Genomic DNA, 17,500 nt, shown 5'->3' with positions numbered 1-17,500 from the left:
CATGAATATCGGTTTTATCGGACTGGGCGTCATGGGCCGCCCGATGGCGGAACACCTGATTGATGCCGGCCACACGCTGCATCTGAGCCGCGTGAAGGAAGCCTCGCAGCATCTCGTCACCAAGGGCGGCAAGGCCGCCCACAGCGCCAGGGCCGTCGCGGAAGCCTCCGACATCATCATCCTGATGCTGCCGGATACGCCTGATGTCGAAGCCGTGCTCTTCGGTGAAGACGGCGTCGCTTCCGGCCTCTCTGCCGGCAAGCTCGTTATCGACATGAGTTCGATCTCGCCTGTCGCCACCAAGGGCTTCGCCAGGCGCATCGAAGCGCTTGGCTGCGATTATCTCGATGCGCCGGTCTCCGGCGGCGAGGTCGGCGCCAAGGCTGCATCGCTGACGATCATGATCGGCGGCAAGGAAGAGGCCTTTGAGCGCGCGCGGCCACTCTTCGAAAAGATGGGCAAGAACATCACCCTGGTCGGCGGTGTCGGCGACGGCCAGACGGCCAAGGTCGCCAACCAGATCATCGTCGGCCTCACCATCGAGGCCGTCTCCGAAGCGCTGCTCTTTGCCAAACGCGCCGGCGCCGATCCGGCCAAGGTGCGCGCCGCGCTCATGGGTGGTTTTGCCGCCTCCCGCATTCTCGAAGTGCACGGCGAGCGCATGGTCAAGGAAACCTTCGACCCCGGCTTCCGCATCCGCCTGCACCGCAAGGACATGACGCTCGCCGTCGATGCCGCCCGCGCACTCGATCTGTCGCTGCCGAACACGGCAGCGACCCAGCAGCTCATGAATGCCGCTGTTGCCAATGGCGACGGCGAACGCGACCATTCCGCCCTTATCCGCACGCTCGAACTCCTCGCCGGAGGGCCGCGCTAGAGATCAGGACCGCCTAGAACACCCGGACGACATCTTCGATTGCCTCCTGCCGGAGCCTTGTCTCCGGACGGCGAAGCTGTGTCCGGACATCAATAGAGAAGGACAGGACAATGCTCAGAAACGATATCCAATTCCCTTTCGGCGCCGTCTATTTCCGCAAGTCCAATCCGCCGCGCGACGATTGGGAACGCGACTACGCGACCGCCGGCGAAGATGGCCTCAACATCTTCCGCCACTGGTTCATGTGGGGTGCGATCGAAGTGGCCCCCGGCGCCTACGACTGGGAAGAATATGACCGCCAGCTCGATCTCGCCGCCAGGAACGGCATCAAGACCGTCATCGCCGAGCTCATCCATGCCGTGCCGGACTGGGCGGTGCGCAAATATGCCGATGCGCTCCAGGTCAATGCCGACGGCACCAAGCTCGGCTCCTATATGGGCGTCTCGGCCGCAACCGGCGGCTTTTCCAACAATGGCGGCGGCGCCGGCGCGCTGACGCTGAACTGCCCGGAAGTGAAGGAAGCCGCCGGCAAGTTCCTGACGGCGCTTGCCACCCGCTACAAGGATCATCCGGCGATCTACGGCTACGACGTCTGGAACGAAGTCAACTATTCCGCCGATGTCGATTACAGCAGCTATGCCAAGGCCGCCTTCCGCAAATGGCTGGAGAAGAAATACGGCAGCCTGAAAGTGCTCGCCAAGGCCTGGCATCGCTACAGCTATGCCGAATGGGATGATGTCGAGCCGCCGGTCCATATGGCGCCCTACCCCGAATGCATCGACTGGCTGCAGTTCAAGCGCGACAATTTCTATGACCAGATGCAGTGGCGCATCGATACGATCCGCGCCGTCGATCAGAAGAACGTCATTGCCGCGCATGGCATATCAGGCGCGATCCCCAACATGGCCGCCAATGGCTGCGACGACTGGCTTGCCGCCTCCAAGGTGGAAATCTACGGTTTCACCTGGATCCAGGCCCGCAAGGGCACCGAACCGTGGAAGACCTGGTACGGCGTCGATATCAACCGCGCTGCCGCCCGCGGCAAGCCTTTCTGGCACGCCGAGCGCCAGGGCGGCCCGCTCTGGCTGCAGCCGCAGGTGATCGGCCGCGACAAGGAAGACGGCCGCGTGGCAGAGCCCGAGGATATCCGTATCTGGAGCATGACCTCCTTTGCCGGCGGCGCCCGCGGCGTTCTGAACCTGCGCTGGCGCCCGCTGCTCGACGGCCCGCTCTTCGGCGCCTTCGGCGCCTATGGCATGGACGGCAGCCGCACGCCGCGCTCCGACATGCAGAGCGCAATGGCGAAATGGGCGAACGACCCGGCGCAGAAGACCCTCTGGGACGCAAAGCCGGTGCGTGGCGAAGTCGGCATTCTCGTTGTCCCCGAAACGCAGGAATGGGATTACCTGCTGAACTACGACCGCAAGGAAAAGCCTTATCCGGAAGCCATGTGGGGTGCCTACCGCGCCTTCCTCGGTGAGGGACTGCAGCCGGACTGGGTGCATATCGACGATATCGATGCCTATGATTTCCTCTATTTCCCCTACCCGATCATGTTCACCGCCGCACAGGCGGCGCGCCTGAAAGCCTGGGTGGAAAAGGGCGGCACGCTGATTGCAGAAGCCTGCCCCGGCTATTTCGGCGACCGCGGCCATGTCGGTCAGGTACAGCCGAATATGGGGCTCGACGAGGTCTTCGGCGCGCGTGAGGAGGAAGTGGAATTCATGCCCGATATCGGCGACCGCATCCACTTCAGGTTCGACGATATGGCCGTCGATGGCGGCGGCCTCCTCCAGTCCTACCGCCTGACCGGCGGCACCGGCCGCGGGAACTTCGATGGCGGACGTCTGGCTGTCGTCGAAAATCGCTTCGGCAAGGGCCGCACCCTGCTGATCGGCACCAATCCTTCCGTCGCCTTCTACCGCACCGATGGCAAGGCCAACGCCGCCTTCTTCGCCGAACTGGTCAAATGGAGTGGTCGGACGCGCCATGTGACGCTTTCCAACGATGCGGTCTATGCCCGCGTCCACAAGGGCGAGAAAGGAAGCTTCCTGTGGCTGGTCAATCCGACCCGCAAGACCCAGGCGACGACGGTCAGCCTTGCCGATGGGAAACTGTCTGGCGGCAAACCCGCTTGGCCGGTGGGATACGGCTATGATCTGAATCGTATCGAGGTTCCGGCTCGCGACGTGCTGATCCTGCCGCTGGCGTAGCTAACGCACGGCAAGCTGCTCGACCCAGCCGCCTTGCGAAAGCGCGGCGCGGTCGAGTTCGCTTTCGACGCGACCGGCCTGCATCAGCACCGCCCGGTCGCACATATGCGCGACGACGCCGGGATCGTGGCTGACGAGCACGAAGGTCATGCCATGCGAGGCCTTCAGATCGTTCAGCAGGTTCAGGATTTCGGCCTGCACCGAGACATCGAGCGCCGAAGTCGGCTCATCGAGCAGCAGCAATTTCGGCTTCAGGAGCAGCGCACGGGCAATCGCCACGCGCTGTCGCTGCCCACCGGAAAGCTGGTGCGGATATCGCCCGGCCGCTGCGGCCGGCAGGCCGACCTGATCGAGCGCAGTCCGCACCTCATCCTCGACATTGCACACGCCCCTCAGTGCCAGCGGTTCACCGAGAATGCGCGAGATGCGGTGGCGCGGATGCAGCGAGGAATAGGGGTCCTGAAACACCATCTGGATGTTGGCGCGCAGTGGCCCGGTGATCTTGTGCCCCGGTCGCAGCGCCTCATCGAACACCGTGATCGAGCCCTGCCAATGGGTATTCAGCCCGGCAACGGCACGCAGCGCCGTCGTCTTGCCGCAACCGGACGGGCCGATCAGCCCGAACGTCTCCCCCGGCGCAACCTCGAAGCCGATACCACGCACGGCGGTAAAGCTCTTGCCGTCGCCCTGGAAGGTCACGGAAAGATCGGAAACGGAGAGCGCGCTCATGCCTCGCCTCCGTAAACCGGCAGCCGCGTCCCGTAGGTCGCGGCCGAGGGCCGCGCCGCCCAGAGTGCGCGCGTATAATCCGATCTGGCATTGGCGAGATCGGCAGAGGCCATCTGTTCCTCGATCTTCCCGTGCCGCATGACCATGACGCGATCGGCATAACGCGAGACCTGCTGCAGATCATGGCTGATGAGCAACAGTCCCATGCCGAGTTCTTCGGTCAGCGACCGCAGCAAGGTCAGGATCTGGTCCTGCAGGCCGCGATCGAGCGCCGAAGTCGGCTCGTCGGCGATCAGGAGTTTCGGCCGGTTGATCAGCATGGCGGCAATCATGACGCGCTGCCCCATGCCGCCGGAAAGAGCGGCCGGATAATTCGAATAGACACGCTGCGGATCGGGCAGACCGACCTTGTCGAGCATATCGAGCGCCTGCTCGCGCCGCTCGGCAGCAGAAAGCTTCGTGTGCAGAAGCAATGCTTCTTCCACCTGCCGGCCGACCTTATGGGCCGGGTTGAGCGAATATTTCGGATCCTGCAGGATCAATCCGAGACCACTGCCGCGCAGTCTGTTCCAGCCGGATGGGGCCAATGTCGTCAGCTCCTGCCCGTCGAAGGAGAGACGCTTTGCCACGACCTCTGCCCGGCGCGGCAAGAGCCCCATGATCGCCCTGCCGGTCATCGACTTGCCGGAGCCGGATTCACCGACCAGTGCCACGACTTCGCGGCCGACGGCGAAGGAAATGCCATCGACGACACGCACAGGTCCGGCCTCGGATGGGAAGGCGATCGACAGATCCACGACGGAAAGCAGCGGCTCAGTCATGGCGCGGATCCAGAATATCGCGCAGGCCATCGGCCAGCAGGTTGAAGGCAAAGGAGGTAATCAGGATCGCAAAGCCGGGCACGGCCGCCACCCACCATTGATCGAAGATCACCTGCGTGCCCTCCGAAACCATCGAACCCCATTCCGCTGTCGGCGGACGCACACCGAGACCGAGGAAGCCAAGGCCGGCGGCAGCAAGAATGATGCCCGAGAGATCGAGTGCGAGACGGATGATCGCCGAAGGCAGCACCAGCGGCAGGATATGCCCCCAGAGCAGCCGCACACCGCGGATGCCGACCATTTCGGCCGCCGCCAGATAATCGCTGCGCCTCAATGCCGCCGTCTCCACACGCGCCTGACGCGCATAGGCCGGCCAGCTCGTCAACGCCAGCGCCAGTGCGCCATTGATGAGCCCCGGCCCCATGATGGCGACGAAGGCGAAGGCGAGCAGCAGCCGCGGGAAGGACATGACGATATCGGTGATGCGCATCAGCACGCGTTCGGTGATGCCACCGAAGAAACCCGAGAGGATGCCGACGAGAATGCCGAGCGGCGCCATCAGCAGCACGACGACGAGCACCAGCAACAGTGTCGGCCGCGCGCCAAAGATGATGCGTGACAGGATATCCCGGCCGAACCCATCCGTGCCGAACCAGTGTGCCGCATCAGGCGGCATCAGCCGATTGGCCGTCTCCTGCAGGTTCGGATCATAAGGCGCAATCAGCGGCGCCAGCAGCGCAAGCGCCAGGATGAAGAGCACGACCGCACTGCCCGCCGCCGCCGAGGGCGAACGCAGCACACGCCGCAGGAAGGATGGGCCGCCGAGCGGCGCCTGGACGATCGCGCTCATCGCTTCTTCCCCGATTCCAGCCGCGCCACGCCAAGATCGGTCAGCGCGTTGAGAAGCACGAAGGAGGCGCCGACGACCAGCGTCGCACCGAGGATCGCCGGCATGTCGCCGGCAAACATCGCCGTCGTCAGATACCGGCCGATACCCGGCCAGGCAAAGACGGTCTCGGTCAGCACGGCACCTTCCAGCAGGCTGGCATAGGAAAGGGCAATCACCGTCAGCAGCGTCCCGGAGACATTCGGCAGGATGTGGATGAAGACGATACGCCCGAGGCCGGCACCCTTGGTACGCGCTGTCGTCACATATTCCTGCCCGAGTTCGGTGAGGATCGCAGCGCGCGTCAGTCGCGAAATGGCGGCGAGCGCGTGAAAGGCCAGCACGATCGCCGGCAGCGCCAGATGCGCCAGCGCATCGCGAAAGGCGCCTGATTTGCCCGATATCCAGGTATCAATAAGCGCAAAGCCGGTGACGGATTTCACCGCATATTGAAAGACCACATCCGCCCGGCCCGGCCCCGGCGCCCAGTGCAGCCGCGCATAAAAGAGCAGCAGCATCAAGAGGCCGAGCCAGAAGATCGGCACCGAGTATCCGAAGAGCGAGACGAAGCGGGCGAGCCCGTCCACCCACGTCCCCTGCCGCATGGCGGCGGTAATACCGAGCGCAAGGCCGATGACGGCACCAAGAATAATGGCAGCCGTCGCAAGCTCGATCGTCGCCGGGAAGGTGCGGGCAATATCCTTCGCCACCGGCTGCCCGGTCGAGATCGACTGGCCGAAATTGCCTGACAGCGCCGTCTCGACGTAGCGGAAAAACTGCACCGGTAGCGGCTGATCCAGCCCGAGCTCCAGCCGCGCCTGCTCATAGGTGGACTGGCTGGCATGATCGCCGACGAGCTGCAGCGCCGGATCGATCGGCGACAGCCGCGTCATCGCGAAGGTAACCAGCGCCAGTCCGAAAAGCGTCAGCGCGAACGACCACAGCCATTTCGAAAGCGGCCAGACGAACGACAACTCCCGCCAGCTGTTGCGCTGGCGGGAGTTGGTCATGTCAGCATGATTATGCGTTGCCGTTTGCGGCACTTATTTCGCTACCTTGTCGTAATAGACCTGGTCTGCGTTGAGACCCTGGGCATAGTTCTTCACCTTGTCGCTTAGCACGACCTGGTCATTGCCTTGAAGCATGAAAACGAAGGGCGAGCTCGCCTGGATCTTCTTCTGCAGGTCCTGGTAGAGCGCGGCGCGCTTGGCGGCATCCTGCTCCTTGACGGCGGCAAGCGTCTCGTCGGTCAGTTCCGGGATTACCCAGCCGGCCTGCTTGGCAACGGTATTGGCCGAGTTGTCCTTGTTGATCGCAAAGGCGCTGGCGTTGGAGTGGGCGTCGAAATAGTCCGGGATCCAGTAGCGCAGCGTCATCTCGAACTTGCCGGCGCGGCCGCGCGCATAGATGTCGCTGGCAACCCCCGGCTGGATGTCGAGCGTGATGCCGGCCTGGGCGAAGGTCGACTGCAGCGACTGGGCGATCGACAGGAACGGCTGGTCGTTGAAGACGATGAACTCGATCTTGAACGGCGTCTTGATGCCACCGTCGGCAAGGATCTTCTTGGCCTTCTCGACATCGAGCTTGAAGGGCGTGTCGCTGAGCGCGCCGGGGAAGCCGTTCGGCAGGAAGGCCTGATGAACGCTGCTCTGGCCGCGCAGCAGGTTCTTGGTGATGCCGTCATAATCGACGAGGTAACGCGCCGCTTCCCAGAAGGCCGGGTTGCCGAGCGTCGGGTTCGCCTTGCTGTTCAGCAGGATATAGTCCTGGCGGGCGGAGGGAACGGAGAGAACCTTGATGCCGCTCTTGTCCTTCAGCGCTTCGATCTGGTCGGCAGACAGGCCACGGGCGATATCGGCATCGCCCTGTTCGACGAGCAGGCGGCGGGCGCCGACGTCAGGCACGTTGCGGATGATGACGCTTTCGAGCACCGGCTTGTCGGAAGAATTGGCGTTGGCCTGCAGCACCAGCGCCTCATGCGGCGTGTAGGTGGCGATCGTATAGGCGCCGCTGCCGGCCGAATTGGTCTTCAGCCAGCCATTGCCAAAATCATTGTCCTTGGCCTGCGGCGAAACTGTCTGCTCATCGACGATGGAGGCGATCGGCGCCGTCAGGATCGAGAGCGCAAAGCCGGAGCCGACATCGGCCGCCCAAGTGAGCTTGACGTGCTTGTCGTCAACCTTGGTGATGGCGGCATCGACATTGTCGGCCTTCCAGCCGAGTTCGTTGAGGATGAAGGCCGGCGACTTGTTGAGCTTCACGGCGCGCGTCAGCGAGAAGATCACGTCTTCGGGGCGGACCGGATTGCCGGAGGCGAATTTCGCGTCGGCAAGTGCAAAGGTCAGGCTCTTGCCGTCGCTGCCGGCTTCCCAGGAAGCAGCAAGCGCAGCCTCGATCTTCGTACCGTCGTCACGGTTGGACTGCACGAGACGCTGATAGAGATTGTTGAAGGACTGGACGGTCGTCAGCTCGAAGCCTTCGGCCGGGTCGAAGCTGACCGCGTCGTCGATCGACTGGGCAACGACAAGCACATTTGCAGGCGTTTCGGCGTGAACGACCGGCGCGCTGAAAGCCAGCGCCAGGCTGAAGACGGTGCCGAGCAGCTTGGCGCGGCTGTTGATGATGGACATGGAAAACTCCCCTCGGGTGATGAAAAGTTCAGTTGGCGCCTTCGGCAAACGCCTCAAGCTCGGGGTCGAAATCGACCTCGACAACATTGATGTAGACGGCAGTGGCAATCATGATGCCGGCGAAGGCCACGAGATCGACGAGCACCTTGGTGTCGTAGCGCGCCTTCAGTTCGGCCCAGATATCGGCGGGAATGGCCTTGGAATCGGCAACAATGGCCGTGCCAAAACGTTTAAGCAGCGATTCCCTCTCGCTGAGTTCGAGGGCATCCGGGTTGAACCCGTTCCTGATCAGCGCGCGGCGAAAGAAGGTGACGGCGATATCGGACTTCAGCGCCTTGGAGATCGCATGCGAAAAGATCCAGATCTCGCGATCGCTGATGGCAGGGTTGAGCTCGGCCCTCAGCGTGAACCATTCGGCATAGATGCGGTGAGCCTCCGGCGAATGCAGCAGCGTCCGCTTCATGTTGGTCATATTGCCACGAACCCGCACTTCCTCGTCGTGCGCTGCGCGAATCTCCGCGGAAGCGGTGTCGTAGTCGATCGGGGGAAGCTGGCTCATGCGGATTGCTCTTTCTTTGTGCGATAAAGGCTAGCGAGGTGGTGAGATATTGTGCAGTCCATATTCATCCAGCTTTTTCGCCTTTTGACGAAAAATATTCCGCCGAACGTTACCGGCAAAAACGAACTTTTCGCCACAGATATATCAGCATTTCGTATCAGGCGTTCTTGACATCAGGGCGCACAAACGACACGATGAAACCGGTTTCAATCGTACATAGGGAGTGATCGTGCGGTTCGACCTTTCGATCCTCTTGCCCCATCTGGGCTTTCTCGCGCAGGGCGCGCTGCTGACGGCGGAGGCCTGTGCCCTGGCACTGATCGGCAGCGTCATCATGGGCGCGTTCGTCGCCATTGCGCGCACCTCCTCATCCGCCCTTCTGCGCCGGATTTCCTTCGTCTACGTCGATATCTTCCGCAACGTGCCCTTCATCGTGCAGCTGTTCTTCTTCTATTACGGCCTGCCGGAGATCGGCATCTATATCGATGCCTTCACGACGGGGGTCGTGGCACTGTCGATTGCCGGCGGCGCCTATGCCTCCGACGTCATCCGCGCCGGCATCCTGGCGATCGACCAGGGCATTATCGAAGCGGCTGAGGTCTGCGGCCTGTCGCGCCGGATAGTCTTCACCAAGATCGTGCTGCCGATCGCGCTCAGAACCTCCGTTCGCCCGCTCGGCTCGGTGCTGATCAACATGATCCTCACGTCCTCGATCCTCTCGACCATCACGCTGAACGAGCTGACCGGCTCGGCGCAGATCGTCGTCTCGCAGACCTACCGGCCCTTCGAAGTCTATGTCGTGCTGCTCGTCGTCTATGCTGCGCTGACCTATCTCGTCTCGCTCGGCATCGCCCTCCTCCACCGCCGCCTGAACCGCGACATGATGGAGGCCGTTGCCTGATGCGCTTTTCCGATTTCACGCCCTTCGACATCTGGCTGCTGCTGCAGGGTCTCGGCGTCAGCCTCGGCCTGTTCTTCTCGACATCGCTGGTCGGCCTCTTGATCGGCACGCTTTGGGCCGTCTGCCGCTTCTACCGTGTGCCCGCGCTGACCCCGATCATCACCTTCTTTGCCGAACTGCTGAAGAACTCGCCTGTCCTGGTACAGCTCTTCCTGGTCTTTTTCGGCCTGCCCGGCCTTTTCCACATCCGCATCACGCCGACCGCGGCCGCCACCATCACGCTCTCTGCCAACACCGCCGCCTTCGTCTATGTCATCGCGGTCTCGGCGATCGAATCCATCGGCCGCGACCAGATCGAGGCCGCCCGCGTCTTCGGCCTCACGCGCTGGCAGGTGCTGCGCCATGTCGTGGCCCCCCAGGCCATGGCCTTCGCCATCGGCCCGCTGACGGCGCTGCTCGTCAACCAGCTGCAGGTCACGTCGCTGATCTCGGTCATCGGCGTCGTCGATCTCACCAAGATCGGCAATATCCTCAACCTGCGCACGCTAAAACCCTTCATCGTCTGGACCGTGGTCGGCCTGCTCTATTACGTCTGCGCCAAGCTGCTCGCAAAGCTCGGCGCCCGCTTCGAAAACCGCCTCAGGGCGCATGCCGCCTGGAGAGGGCTCTAATATGCTCAAAGTAGAAAACGTCAAAAAGGCCTTCGGTCCCGTCACCGTTCTCGATGGCGTCGATCTCACCATCAATCCCGGCGAGGTCGTTTCCATTCTCGGCTCCTCCGGCTCCGGCAAATCGACTTTGATCCGCTGCATCAACGGCCTGGAGAAGTTGAACGGCGGCCACATCACCGTCGACGATTTCGACGTCAGCAAGCCGAAGGAATTGGCCGAAGCCCGCAAGCGCTCGGCCACCGTCTTCCAGCTCTTCAATCTCTATCCGCATATGACGGTGCTCGGTAACGTCACTCTGGCGCCGATCGAAGTGCTGAAGAAGCCGCGCGCAGAAGCCGAAGCCGCTGCTCGCGCGCTGCTGGCCTCCGTCGGCCTCGGCGACCGCGCCGATGCCTATCCGGCCCAGCTTTCCGGCGGCCAGCGGCAGCGTGTCGGCATCTGCCGGGCGCTTGCCATGCAACCGCGCTACCTGCTGCTCGATGAAGTGACCAGCGCCCTCGACCCGGAAATGACGGCCGAGGTTCTGGCGATCCTCGCCAAGCTCGCGGCCGAGGGCACGACCATGCTCTTCGTCACCCACGAGATCGAGTTCGCCCGGCAGATTTCCAACCGCATCGTCTTCCTCGACAAGGGCAAGCTGCTCGTCGACCTTCCGACTGCGGATTTCTTCGCCGCCGAGGGCGGCATGGCCAATCCGCGTATCGCCCAGTTCCTGTCCAAAATGCGTAAAGATTAGAGGTATTCATGCTGCTCTTGGCCAATAAAGAAGCCTGGCCCGGTTTCCCGACGACGGTGCAGATGCTGCGCGAGGGCGCCGTCAGCCTCGACGCCATGGTCGCCGGCATCAGTAAGGTGGAAAGCGAAGTCAAGGTGCGCAGCGTCGGTTACGGCGGCTGGCCGAACATGCTTGGCAACATGGAACTCGACGCCGCCGTCATGGACGGCAATACCCGCGATGTTGGCACCGTCGGCGCCGTGCCGAACACGTTGCCGGTCGCCCGTCTCGCCCATGAAGTGATGAAGCGCCTGCCGCATGTGATGCTGACCGGCGACGGCGCGCGCCGCTTTGCCAGTGAAATCGGTTTCTCCAAGGACGACGTGCTCTTCGAGGACAGCAAGCGCGTCTGGTGGGAGCGGCTGGAAAAGGAACTCTCGCCGGAAGATCTGGCGAAATTCCCCGATATCCCGCTGGCCCCCCTGAGCCGCGCCATCACCGATCCCGAGCGTGTGCGCGACACCACCGTCTTTCTGTCTGCCGATCCGACGCGCGGCATCCATGCTGCGACATCCACCTCCGGCTGGGCCTGGAAATATCCCGGCCGTCTTGGCGACAGCCCCATTCCCGGCGCCGGCTTCTATGCCGACAGCCGTTACGGTGCGGCCGCCTGCACTCATACCGGCGAGATGACCATGCGCTGCTCGACTGCGCGCACCGTCGTTCTGGCGCTCAAATTCGGCTATTCGCTCTCCGACGCCGTCAAGCTGGCTGTTGAGGAGCTCAAGGAACTGTCCTCCGGTTTCCTGGCCGGCGTGGTCATCCATGCCGTCGACGCAAAGGGAAACCATGAGGTCGTGAATTTCAGATGCGAGGGCGAAATCCGCTACTGGCTCTGGGAGGACTCGATGCCCGAACCGGAACTTCGGGTCGCGAAACAGGCATAATCAAGAAGAGGGAAATGGAACCATGAAACGCATTCTCACAGCCATTGCCGCGCTGGCCATCGTTGCCGGCTCTGCGCTTCCGTCCTTGGCCGGCATGATCGACGATATCCGCTCGCGCGGCGTCGTGCGCATCGGCGTGTCGCTCGGCGGCGAGCCGATCGGCTTCCGCGACGCCCAGAACAACCCGGTCGGTTATGACGTCGATGTCGCCAATCGCCTGGCGGAAAAGCTCGGCGTACCCGTCGAATTCACCGACGTTTCGGGTGATGCCCGCATCTCCATGCTGGTGTCAGGCCAGATCGACGTGGCGATCGCCAATACGTCGGCCACGCTCGAGCGCGCCAAGGTCGTCAATTTCTCGATCCCGTACAACCGCGCCGGCCTGCGCGTCATCGTCCAGAAGGACGCCGGCATCAAGGAACTGAAGGATCTCGCCGGCAAGAAGGTCGTCGTCGGCCGCGGCACGACCGGCGAAACCTTCCTGAAATCCGCCGTTCCGGACGCACAGCTCGTCTATGTCGACCAGTTCGCCCCCGATGGCGTCCTGCAGCTCCAGCAGAAGCGCGTCGACGCCGCGATCGAGGACTCCTCGCTGCTCGACTACCTCGCCACCAAGAACCCGACGCTCGTGACCCTTGCCGGCCTCTATTCCAACGACCCGATCGGCATTGCCGTTGCCAAGGGCGATCCGGAATTCGTTCGCTGGCTCGACATGTTCGTCTCCGATTACATTCAGTCGGGCGCCTACGAAGCCAATTACAAGAAATGGTGGGGTCCCGAAGCCAACCCGCCGGCTCTGAACCCGCAGTGGTGAGATGATCCTGACAGGCCGCCTCCGGGCGGCCTGTTTGCTATCAGGATGTCATTACCATCAGGAAGTCAGGCGCGGAAAATAGGTCGTCGGCACGATGACTGGCGGCTGGCCGGGACGGAAATCGCCGGGATTGGCGATGAAATCCACCATCTGCTCCACATAGACGCCCTTGTCGTAACCGATCGAGGAGATCGGATAGGCATCGAAATCGGTGAGCGAGAGATTGTCGAAACCGTAGAGCCGGAAGCGTGTCGGCCGGTTGCCGGGAAAATCGGCGCGGCAGACATCGAGAATGCCCATGGCCATCGCATCCGACGTGCAGAAGATCGCATCCGGGCAATCGGCGCCGGTCAGTTCCTTGGCTGCCGCATGCCCGCTCTCGTAGGAATAGTCGCCTTGCACCGTGCGCACCAGCTCTATGCCGTTCTCGGCGAAAGCCTGCCTGTAGAAGCCGATGCGCGCCTGCTCCATCGGCGAGGACGAACGCCCGGTCACAAGCCCAGCCTGCCGGACGCCTTTTCTCGCGGCGTCGGCCACGGCCTCGGCAATACCGCTGCCCTCATCGGGAATGACCACCGGCGAGAGATCGTCATGCAGCCCGTTCAGCATGACGACGAGATCGGAGCGGAACATGCGCCTGACCGTCGCCGCATCCGCAAAATCCGAAAAGACCAGCGCCGCATCGACATGATAGGCCACGCCATTGCGCAGGAATTCCTCCACACGGGCGACCGAGCCGATGCGGATCATGATGACCTGTTTGCCGATCGACTGGATCTGGTCCAGCAGCCGGTCGAAAAGATCGAGGTCGGAAAGATCGTGGATGTGGTTGACGACGACCGCAACGAGATTGACCGTCTTGGTCGTCAGGCTCTGCGCCAGAAGGTTCGGCTTGTAGCCGAGCCGGGCGGCGGCCTCGACCACCCGTTCGCGCTTGTCGGCCGAAACCGGCCTCGGCTCGTTGGACAGCGCCCGGCTCGCAACCGCGCGCGACACGCCGGCGAGCTTTGCAACATCGGCAATCGTCGGAGCGGCATCGCGGCCATTGTTCTGTGTCATATTCGAGCGCTTTCCAACCAGTCATGGCGTGATAGCGCAGACAAGCGCATCTTCGCTATCGGAAACTTGCAATCATCCACTTTCACGGCACTGAAACCGGTGCCAACGCCGCTTTTCGCCTCAATGCCAGCTTGAATGGAGGAACCGCATGGCAATCACCCTCTCGCCCCTCGGCCTGCCCGATTTCGGGCCGGTCGCCGCCGATCAGCCACAGATCCCGGCCGGGACCTACGCCGCCCGCGCCGACGCTGCGCTGAAGGCTGCCGGCACGGATTGGCTCGTCGTCTATGGCGACCGTGAGCATTTCGGCAATATCATGTTCCTCTCCGGCTTCGAGCCGCGCTTCGAGGAGGCCCTGCTGCTGCTCGGCCCCAAGGGAAAGCGCATCGTCATCACCGGCAATGAATCCGAAAGCTATACGGTGCTCGCCCGCCTGCCCGGCATCGAAGTGCTGCGGGCACAGACCTTCAGCCTCATGGGCCAGGACCGCACGCAGAACCCGCGTCTTGCCGACCGCCTTGTCGATGCCGGCATCGGCAAGGACGACAGCATCGGCCTCGTCGGCTGGAAATATCTTTCGGCGGAAGAGGACGAGGACCACGCAAACTGCTTCTTCGTCCCCGATTTCATCGTCGCTGTACTCCGCCGTGTTGCCGGCAGCGTTACCGACGCAACGGCCGTCGTGATGCATCCGGAAAACGGCCTGCGATCCGTCGTCGATGTCGACCAGCTTGCCGCCTTCGAATGGGCGTCGGCCCGCTGCTCGCGCGCACTCTGGCGCGTCGTATCCGGCGTCCGCGAAGGCGACACCGAATTCGAAGCGCTCGGCCGGCTGGGCTACGAGGGCGATCCGCTGAACGTCCACACCATGTTCGCCTCCGTCTGCAAGGGCGAAAACATCGTCGGCCTGCGCAGCCCGACGGCCCGTCGCCTGAAGAAGGGCGACGGCGTCACCACCGCGCTCGGTTACTGGGGCGCCCTCTCCTCGCGGGCCGGCCTGCTGACCGATCATGACGAGGCCTTTCTCAAATCCGCCAAGGCCTATTTCGAAGCGCTGATCACCTGGTATGAGACCGCCGATATCGGCACGACCGGCGGCGACCTCTTCACCGCCGTCACCGAGAAGCTGAAATCCGCCGGCCTGAACTCCGCTCTCAACCCCGGCCACCTCGGCAGCCACGAGGAATGGCTGCATTCGCCTGTTCGCCCCGGTTCCATCGAGCGCCTGCGTTCCGGCATGCCCTTCCAGGTCGATGTCATACCCGTGCCGATGCCGGCCGGCTGGGCGCTGAACTGCGAGGATGCAATCGCCTTTGCCGATGCCGACCTGCGCGATGCCATCCGCACCCGCTATCCCGAGATGCATGCCCGCATCGCCGCCCGCCGCGCCTTCATGGCGGACAAGCTCGGCGTTGCCCTGAAGGAATGCATCCTGCCGCTCTCGGATACGCCGCTTTATCTGCCACCCTTCTGGCTGAAGGACAATCACGTACTGATCCGCGAATGACGGATAAAGGACCGGCAGCTCTTGGCCGCCGGTCCCGCCTTGCCTAAATTGCGTTCAAAAGCGGAGGAGCGGCATGAGCGACGATCACGACCACAAGCATATCGACTGGCGCGACCACGGCGTGAAGGTCATTCCCGGCAATGCGCTCGACCCAAACACCGCCCAGACGCCGGGCATGAACCGCGCGACCGCCATCGACAATGCGCGTGCGGGCGCCGAGAAGATCTGGGCCGGCACGGTGACGATCCACGCCAATGCCAAGACCGGCGCCCATCACCACGGCGATCTCGAAAGCATCATCTATGTGGTCAAAGGCAAGGCCCGCATGCGCTGGGGCGAAAAGCTCGAATTCACTGCGGAAGCCGGCCCCGGCGATTTCATTTACGTGCCGCCCTTCGTGCCGCATCAGGAAATCAATGCCAGCCGCGACGAGACGCTGGAATGCGTGCTCGTGCGTTCAGGCCAGGAACCTGTGGTCGTCAACCTCGACATCGAACCGGTCGAAAAGCCGGAGGACGTGCCGTGGATCGACCCGATCCACCGGCACCAGGTATAGCTCAGGCAGCGGCGAGGATCATCGCCGCGCCCTTCTCCGCCACCATCATCGTCGGCGCGTTGATATTGCCGGCCGTGATGTTCGGGAAGATAGAAGCATCGACGATCCTGAGCCCGTTTACGCCATGCACCTTCAGCGACGCATCGACGACGGATGTCGTCTCATCCGGCCCCATCGCAGCCGATCCGCAGAGGTGATAGATCGAGCCGGAATTGCCCCGGAAATAGGTCAGCAGCTCCTCGTCGGTCTGAGCCTCCGCTGAGGGCGGCATCTCCGTTTCGGTGATGGCCCGCAGCGCCGGCGCTTCCATGATCCGTCGCACCAGCCGGCTTCCCTGAATGACCTCCTCCTCGTCATGGGCGGTACCGAGATAGTTCGGCCGGATCTGCGGCGCATGCGCCAGTTCGGGCGAGACGATGCTGACCGAACCGCGGCTCGTCGGCCGGCAAGAATTGAAAGCCAGAAGGAAGCCCGAATAGGGCTCCGGCTTCAGTCCCGCCTTCGGATCGCTCGGGATGCGATAGGAGAGCGGGTTGAAATAGAGCTGAATATTCGGCCGCTCTTCCTCCGGACTGCCGCGCAGAAAGGCGCCCGCCTGGTTGACGCTCAGCGCCAGCGGCCCCCGCCGGGTCAGGATGTAGCGCAGCGCCTGCCGCGCCTGCCCGAAGATGGTGCCGAGTTCGTCGTTCAGCGTCGGCACGGTGGAGCGATAGTAGAAGCTGGCGCAGAGATGGTCCTGCAGGTTCTTGCCGACCGCCGGCAGGTGCCGGACGAGCGGAATGCCGAGCGACTGCAGATGCGCCCCGTCGCCGATGCCGGAAAGCTGCAACAGCTTTGGCGTATCGACCGCGCCGGCCGAAAGAACGACTTCCTGCCGCGCCGCATAGCTGGTGACGCCACCCGGCCCGATCACCTCGACGCCGGTCGCGCGCGCCTCGGCATCGACGATCACCCGGCGCACGCGGCTCTTGCGTAAGATCGCAAGATTGGGCCGTCCGAGCGCCGGCCGCAGATAGGCAAGCGACGAGGAAGAACGCACGCCGTTGCGCGTATTGATGTCGTAGATACCGGCGCCCTCGATGCTCTCGCCGTTGAAATCCCCGTTCAACGGCAGCTGCAGCTCGGCACACGCCTCCAGAAAGCGGTCGGTGATCGCATGCGACTGGCCGCGCATCGGCGTGACGTGGATCGGCCCGCCGCCGCCATGATATTTGCTCTCGCCGCCCGCATGCGTTTCCAGCTTGCGGAAGAAGGGCAGCACGTCTTCATAGCCCCAGCCGAGATTGCCGGCGGCCTTCCAGTCGTCGAAATCGTCGGCCGCGCCGCGCACGAAGATCATCGCATTGATGGAGCCCGAACCGCCCTGCACCTTGCCGCGCGGCGCATAAATGCGCCGGCCGTTCAGTGCCGCTTCCGGCTCGCTCCAGTACATCCAGTTGACCTTCGGATCGTAGTAGGAGCGCGCATAACCGACCGGGATGCGAAACCAGGGCGAGCTATCATTGCCGCCGGCTTCGATCAAAAGCACGTTGTGCCTGCCGCTCTCGCTGAGGCGCGCGGCCAGAATGCAGCCGGCCGAGCCGGCGCCGACGATGATATAATCGTATGTCGTCAT

General features: G+C 63.2%; 17 protein-coding genes. 9 read left to right on the top strand and 8 right to left on the bottom strand.

Going from position 1 to position 17,500, the window contains the following annotated elements:
• Window position 1 precedes the first annotated feature (1 nt).
• Window positions 2–877, top strand: a complete 876-nt coding sequence (locus tag ACU8HS_RS14305) for a 2-hydroxy-3-oxopropionate reductase (protein WP_377311324.1) — start codon at window positions 2–4, stop codon at window positions 875–877.
• Window positions 878–987: 110 nt separating this feature from the next.
• Complete coding sequence (locus ACU8HS_RS14300; protein ID WP_447014603.1) at window positions 988–3,090, top strand: beta-galactosidase; 2,103 nt, start codon at window positions 988–990, stop codon at window positions 3,088–3,090.
• Here ACU8HS_RS14300 and ACU8HS_RS14295 read toward each other — a convergent pair whose 3' ends face one another.
• Genes ACU8HS_RS14295 through ACU8HS_RS14270 form a run of 6 tightly spaced genes read right to left on the bottom strand, consistent with a single transcriptional unit; the run spans window position 3,091 to window position 8,715 of the window.
• Entirely contained in the window at window positions 3,091–3,819 is a 729-nt protein-coding gene (locus tag ACU8HS_RS14295; protein ID WP_447014602.1) for an ABC transporter ATP-binding protein, read from the bottom strand. It lies immediately after the preceding gene.
• Window positions 3,816–4,640: an ATP-binding cassette domain-containing protein gene (locus tag ACU8HS_RS14290; protein WP_447014601.1), complete on the bottom strand. Its 825-nt coding sequence runs from the start codon at window positions 4,638–4,640 to the stop codon at window positions 3,816–3,818. Before ACU8HS_RS14290 ends, ACU8HS_RS14295 begins: the two co-directional genes overlap by 4 nt.
• Window positions 4,633–5,490 (bottom strand): ABC transporter permease, encoded by an 858-nt coding sequence (locus ACU8HS_RS14285; RefSeq protein WP_113500203.1) that lies wholly within the window; start codon window positions 5,488–5,490, stop codon window positions 4,633–4,635. Before ACU8HS_RS14285 ends, ACU8HS_RS14290 begins: the two co-directional genes overlap by 8 nt.
• Entirely contained in the window at window positions 5,487–6,569 is a 1,083-nt protein-coding gene (locus tag ACU8HS_RS14280) for an ABC transporter permease (RefSeq protein ID WP_447014600.1), read from the bottom strand. The genes ACU8HS_RS14285 and ACU8HS_RS14280 overlap by 4 nt, the downstream gene beginning before the upstream one ends.
• On the bottom strand, window positions 6,570–8,156 hold the full coding sequence (locus ACU8HS_RS14275; RefSeq protein ID WP_447014599.1) for an ABC transporter substrate-binding protein: 1,587 nt from the start codon (window positions 8,154–8,156) through the stop codon (window positions 6,570–6,572). It lies immediately after the preceding gene.
• A gap of 28 nt (window positions 8,157–8,184) precedes the next feature.
• Window positions 8,185–8,715, bottom strand: coding sequence for a hypothetical protein (locus ACU8HS_RS14270; protein WP_377311331.1), 531 nt, complete (start codon window positions 8,713–8,715; stop codon window positions 8,185–8,187).
• Between the two features lie 229 nt (window positions 8,716–8,944).
• Here ACU8HS_RS14270 and ACU8HS_RS14265 point away from each other — a divergent pair, with 229 nt between their 5' ends.
• The 5 genes from ACU8HS_RS14265 to ACU8HS_RS14245 are packed head-to-tail and all read left to right on the top strand — an operon-like array spanning window position 8,945 to window position 12,763.
• Entirely contained in the window at window positions 8,945–9,616 is a 672-nt protein-coding gene (locus ACU8HS_RS14265; protein WP_113413589.1) for an amino acid ABC transporter permease, read from the top strand.
• Window positions 9,616–10,287, top strand: a complete 672-nt coding sequence (locus ACU8HS_RS14260; protein WP_113413530.1) for an amino acid ABC transporter permease — start codon at window positions 9,616–9,618, stop codon at window positions 10,285–10,287. The genes ACU8HS_RS14265 and ACU8HS_RS14260 overlap by 1 nt, the downstream gene beginning before the upstream one ends.
• 1 nt (window position 10,288) lies before the next feature.
• Complete coding sequence (locus ACU8HS_RS14255) at window positions 10,289–11,023, top strand: amino acid ABC transporter ATP-binding protein (protein ID WP_447014598.1); 735 nt, start codon at window positions 10,289–10,291, stop codon at window positions 11,021–11,023.
• A gap of 8 nt (window positions 11,024–11,031) precedes the next feature.
• Entirely contained in the window at window positions 11,032–11,949 is a 918-nt protein-coding gene (locus ACU8HS_RS14250; protein ID WP_113413528.1) for a N(4)-(beta-N-acetylglucosaminyl)-L-asparaginase, read from the top strand.
• Window positions 11,950–11,971: 22 nt separating this feature from the next.
• Window positions 11,972–12,763, top strand: a complete 792-nt coding sequence (locus ACU8HS_RS14245; protein WP_112562935.1) for a transporter substrate-binding domain-containing protein — start codon at window positions 11,972–11,974, stop codon at window positions 12,761–12,763.
• 57 nt (window positions 12,764–12,820) lie between these two features.
• On the opposite strand, the gene ACU8HS_RS14240 is transcribed toward ACU8HS_RS14245, so the two are convergent.
• A complete protein-coding gene (locus ACU8HS_RS14240; protein WP_113413527.1) occupies window positions 12,821–13,822 on the bottom strand; it encodes a LacI family DNA-binding transcriptional regulator in 1,002 nt (333 codons plus the stop codon).
• A 148-nt stretch (window positions 13,823–13,970) separates the two neighbouring features.
• On the opposite strand from ACU8HS_RS14240, the gene ACU8HS_RS14235 reads away from it, so the two are divergent.
• Together ACU8HS_RS14235 and ACU8HS_RS14230 are read left to right on the top strand one after the other, a co-directional pair.
• Window positions 13,971–15,329, top strand: coding sequence for a M24 family metallopeptidase (locus ACU8HS_RS14235; RefSeq protein WP_113413526.1), 1,359 nt, complete (start codon window positions 13,971–13,973; stop codon window positions 15,327–15,329).
• Window positions 15,330–15,402: 73 nt separating this feature from the next.
• Entirely contained in the window at window positions 15,403–15,885 is a 483-nt protein-coding gene (locus ACU8HS_RS14230; protein ID WP_113413525.1) for a cupin domain-containing protein, read from the top strand.
• Window position 15,886: 1 nt separating this feature from the next.
• Here ACU8HS_RS14230 and ACU8HS_RS14225 read toward each other — a convergent pair whose 3' ends face one another.
• The gene (locus ACU8HS_RS14225; protein WP_113413524.1) at window positions 15,887–17,500 is read right to left on the bottom strand and encodes a GMC family oxidoreductase N-terminal domain-containing protein; all 1,614 of its coding nucleotides are present in this window, start codon (window positions 17,498–17,500) and stop codon (window positions 15,887–15,889) included.

The organism is Rhizobium sp. KDH_Rht_773_N (assembly GCF_052946295.1).
This window is presented reverse-complemented; position numbering and strand designations above follow the sequence as displayed.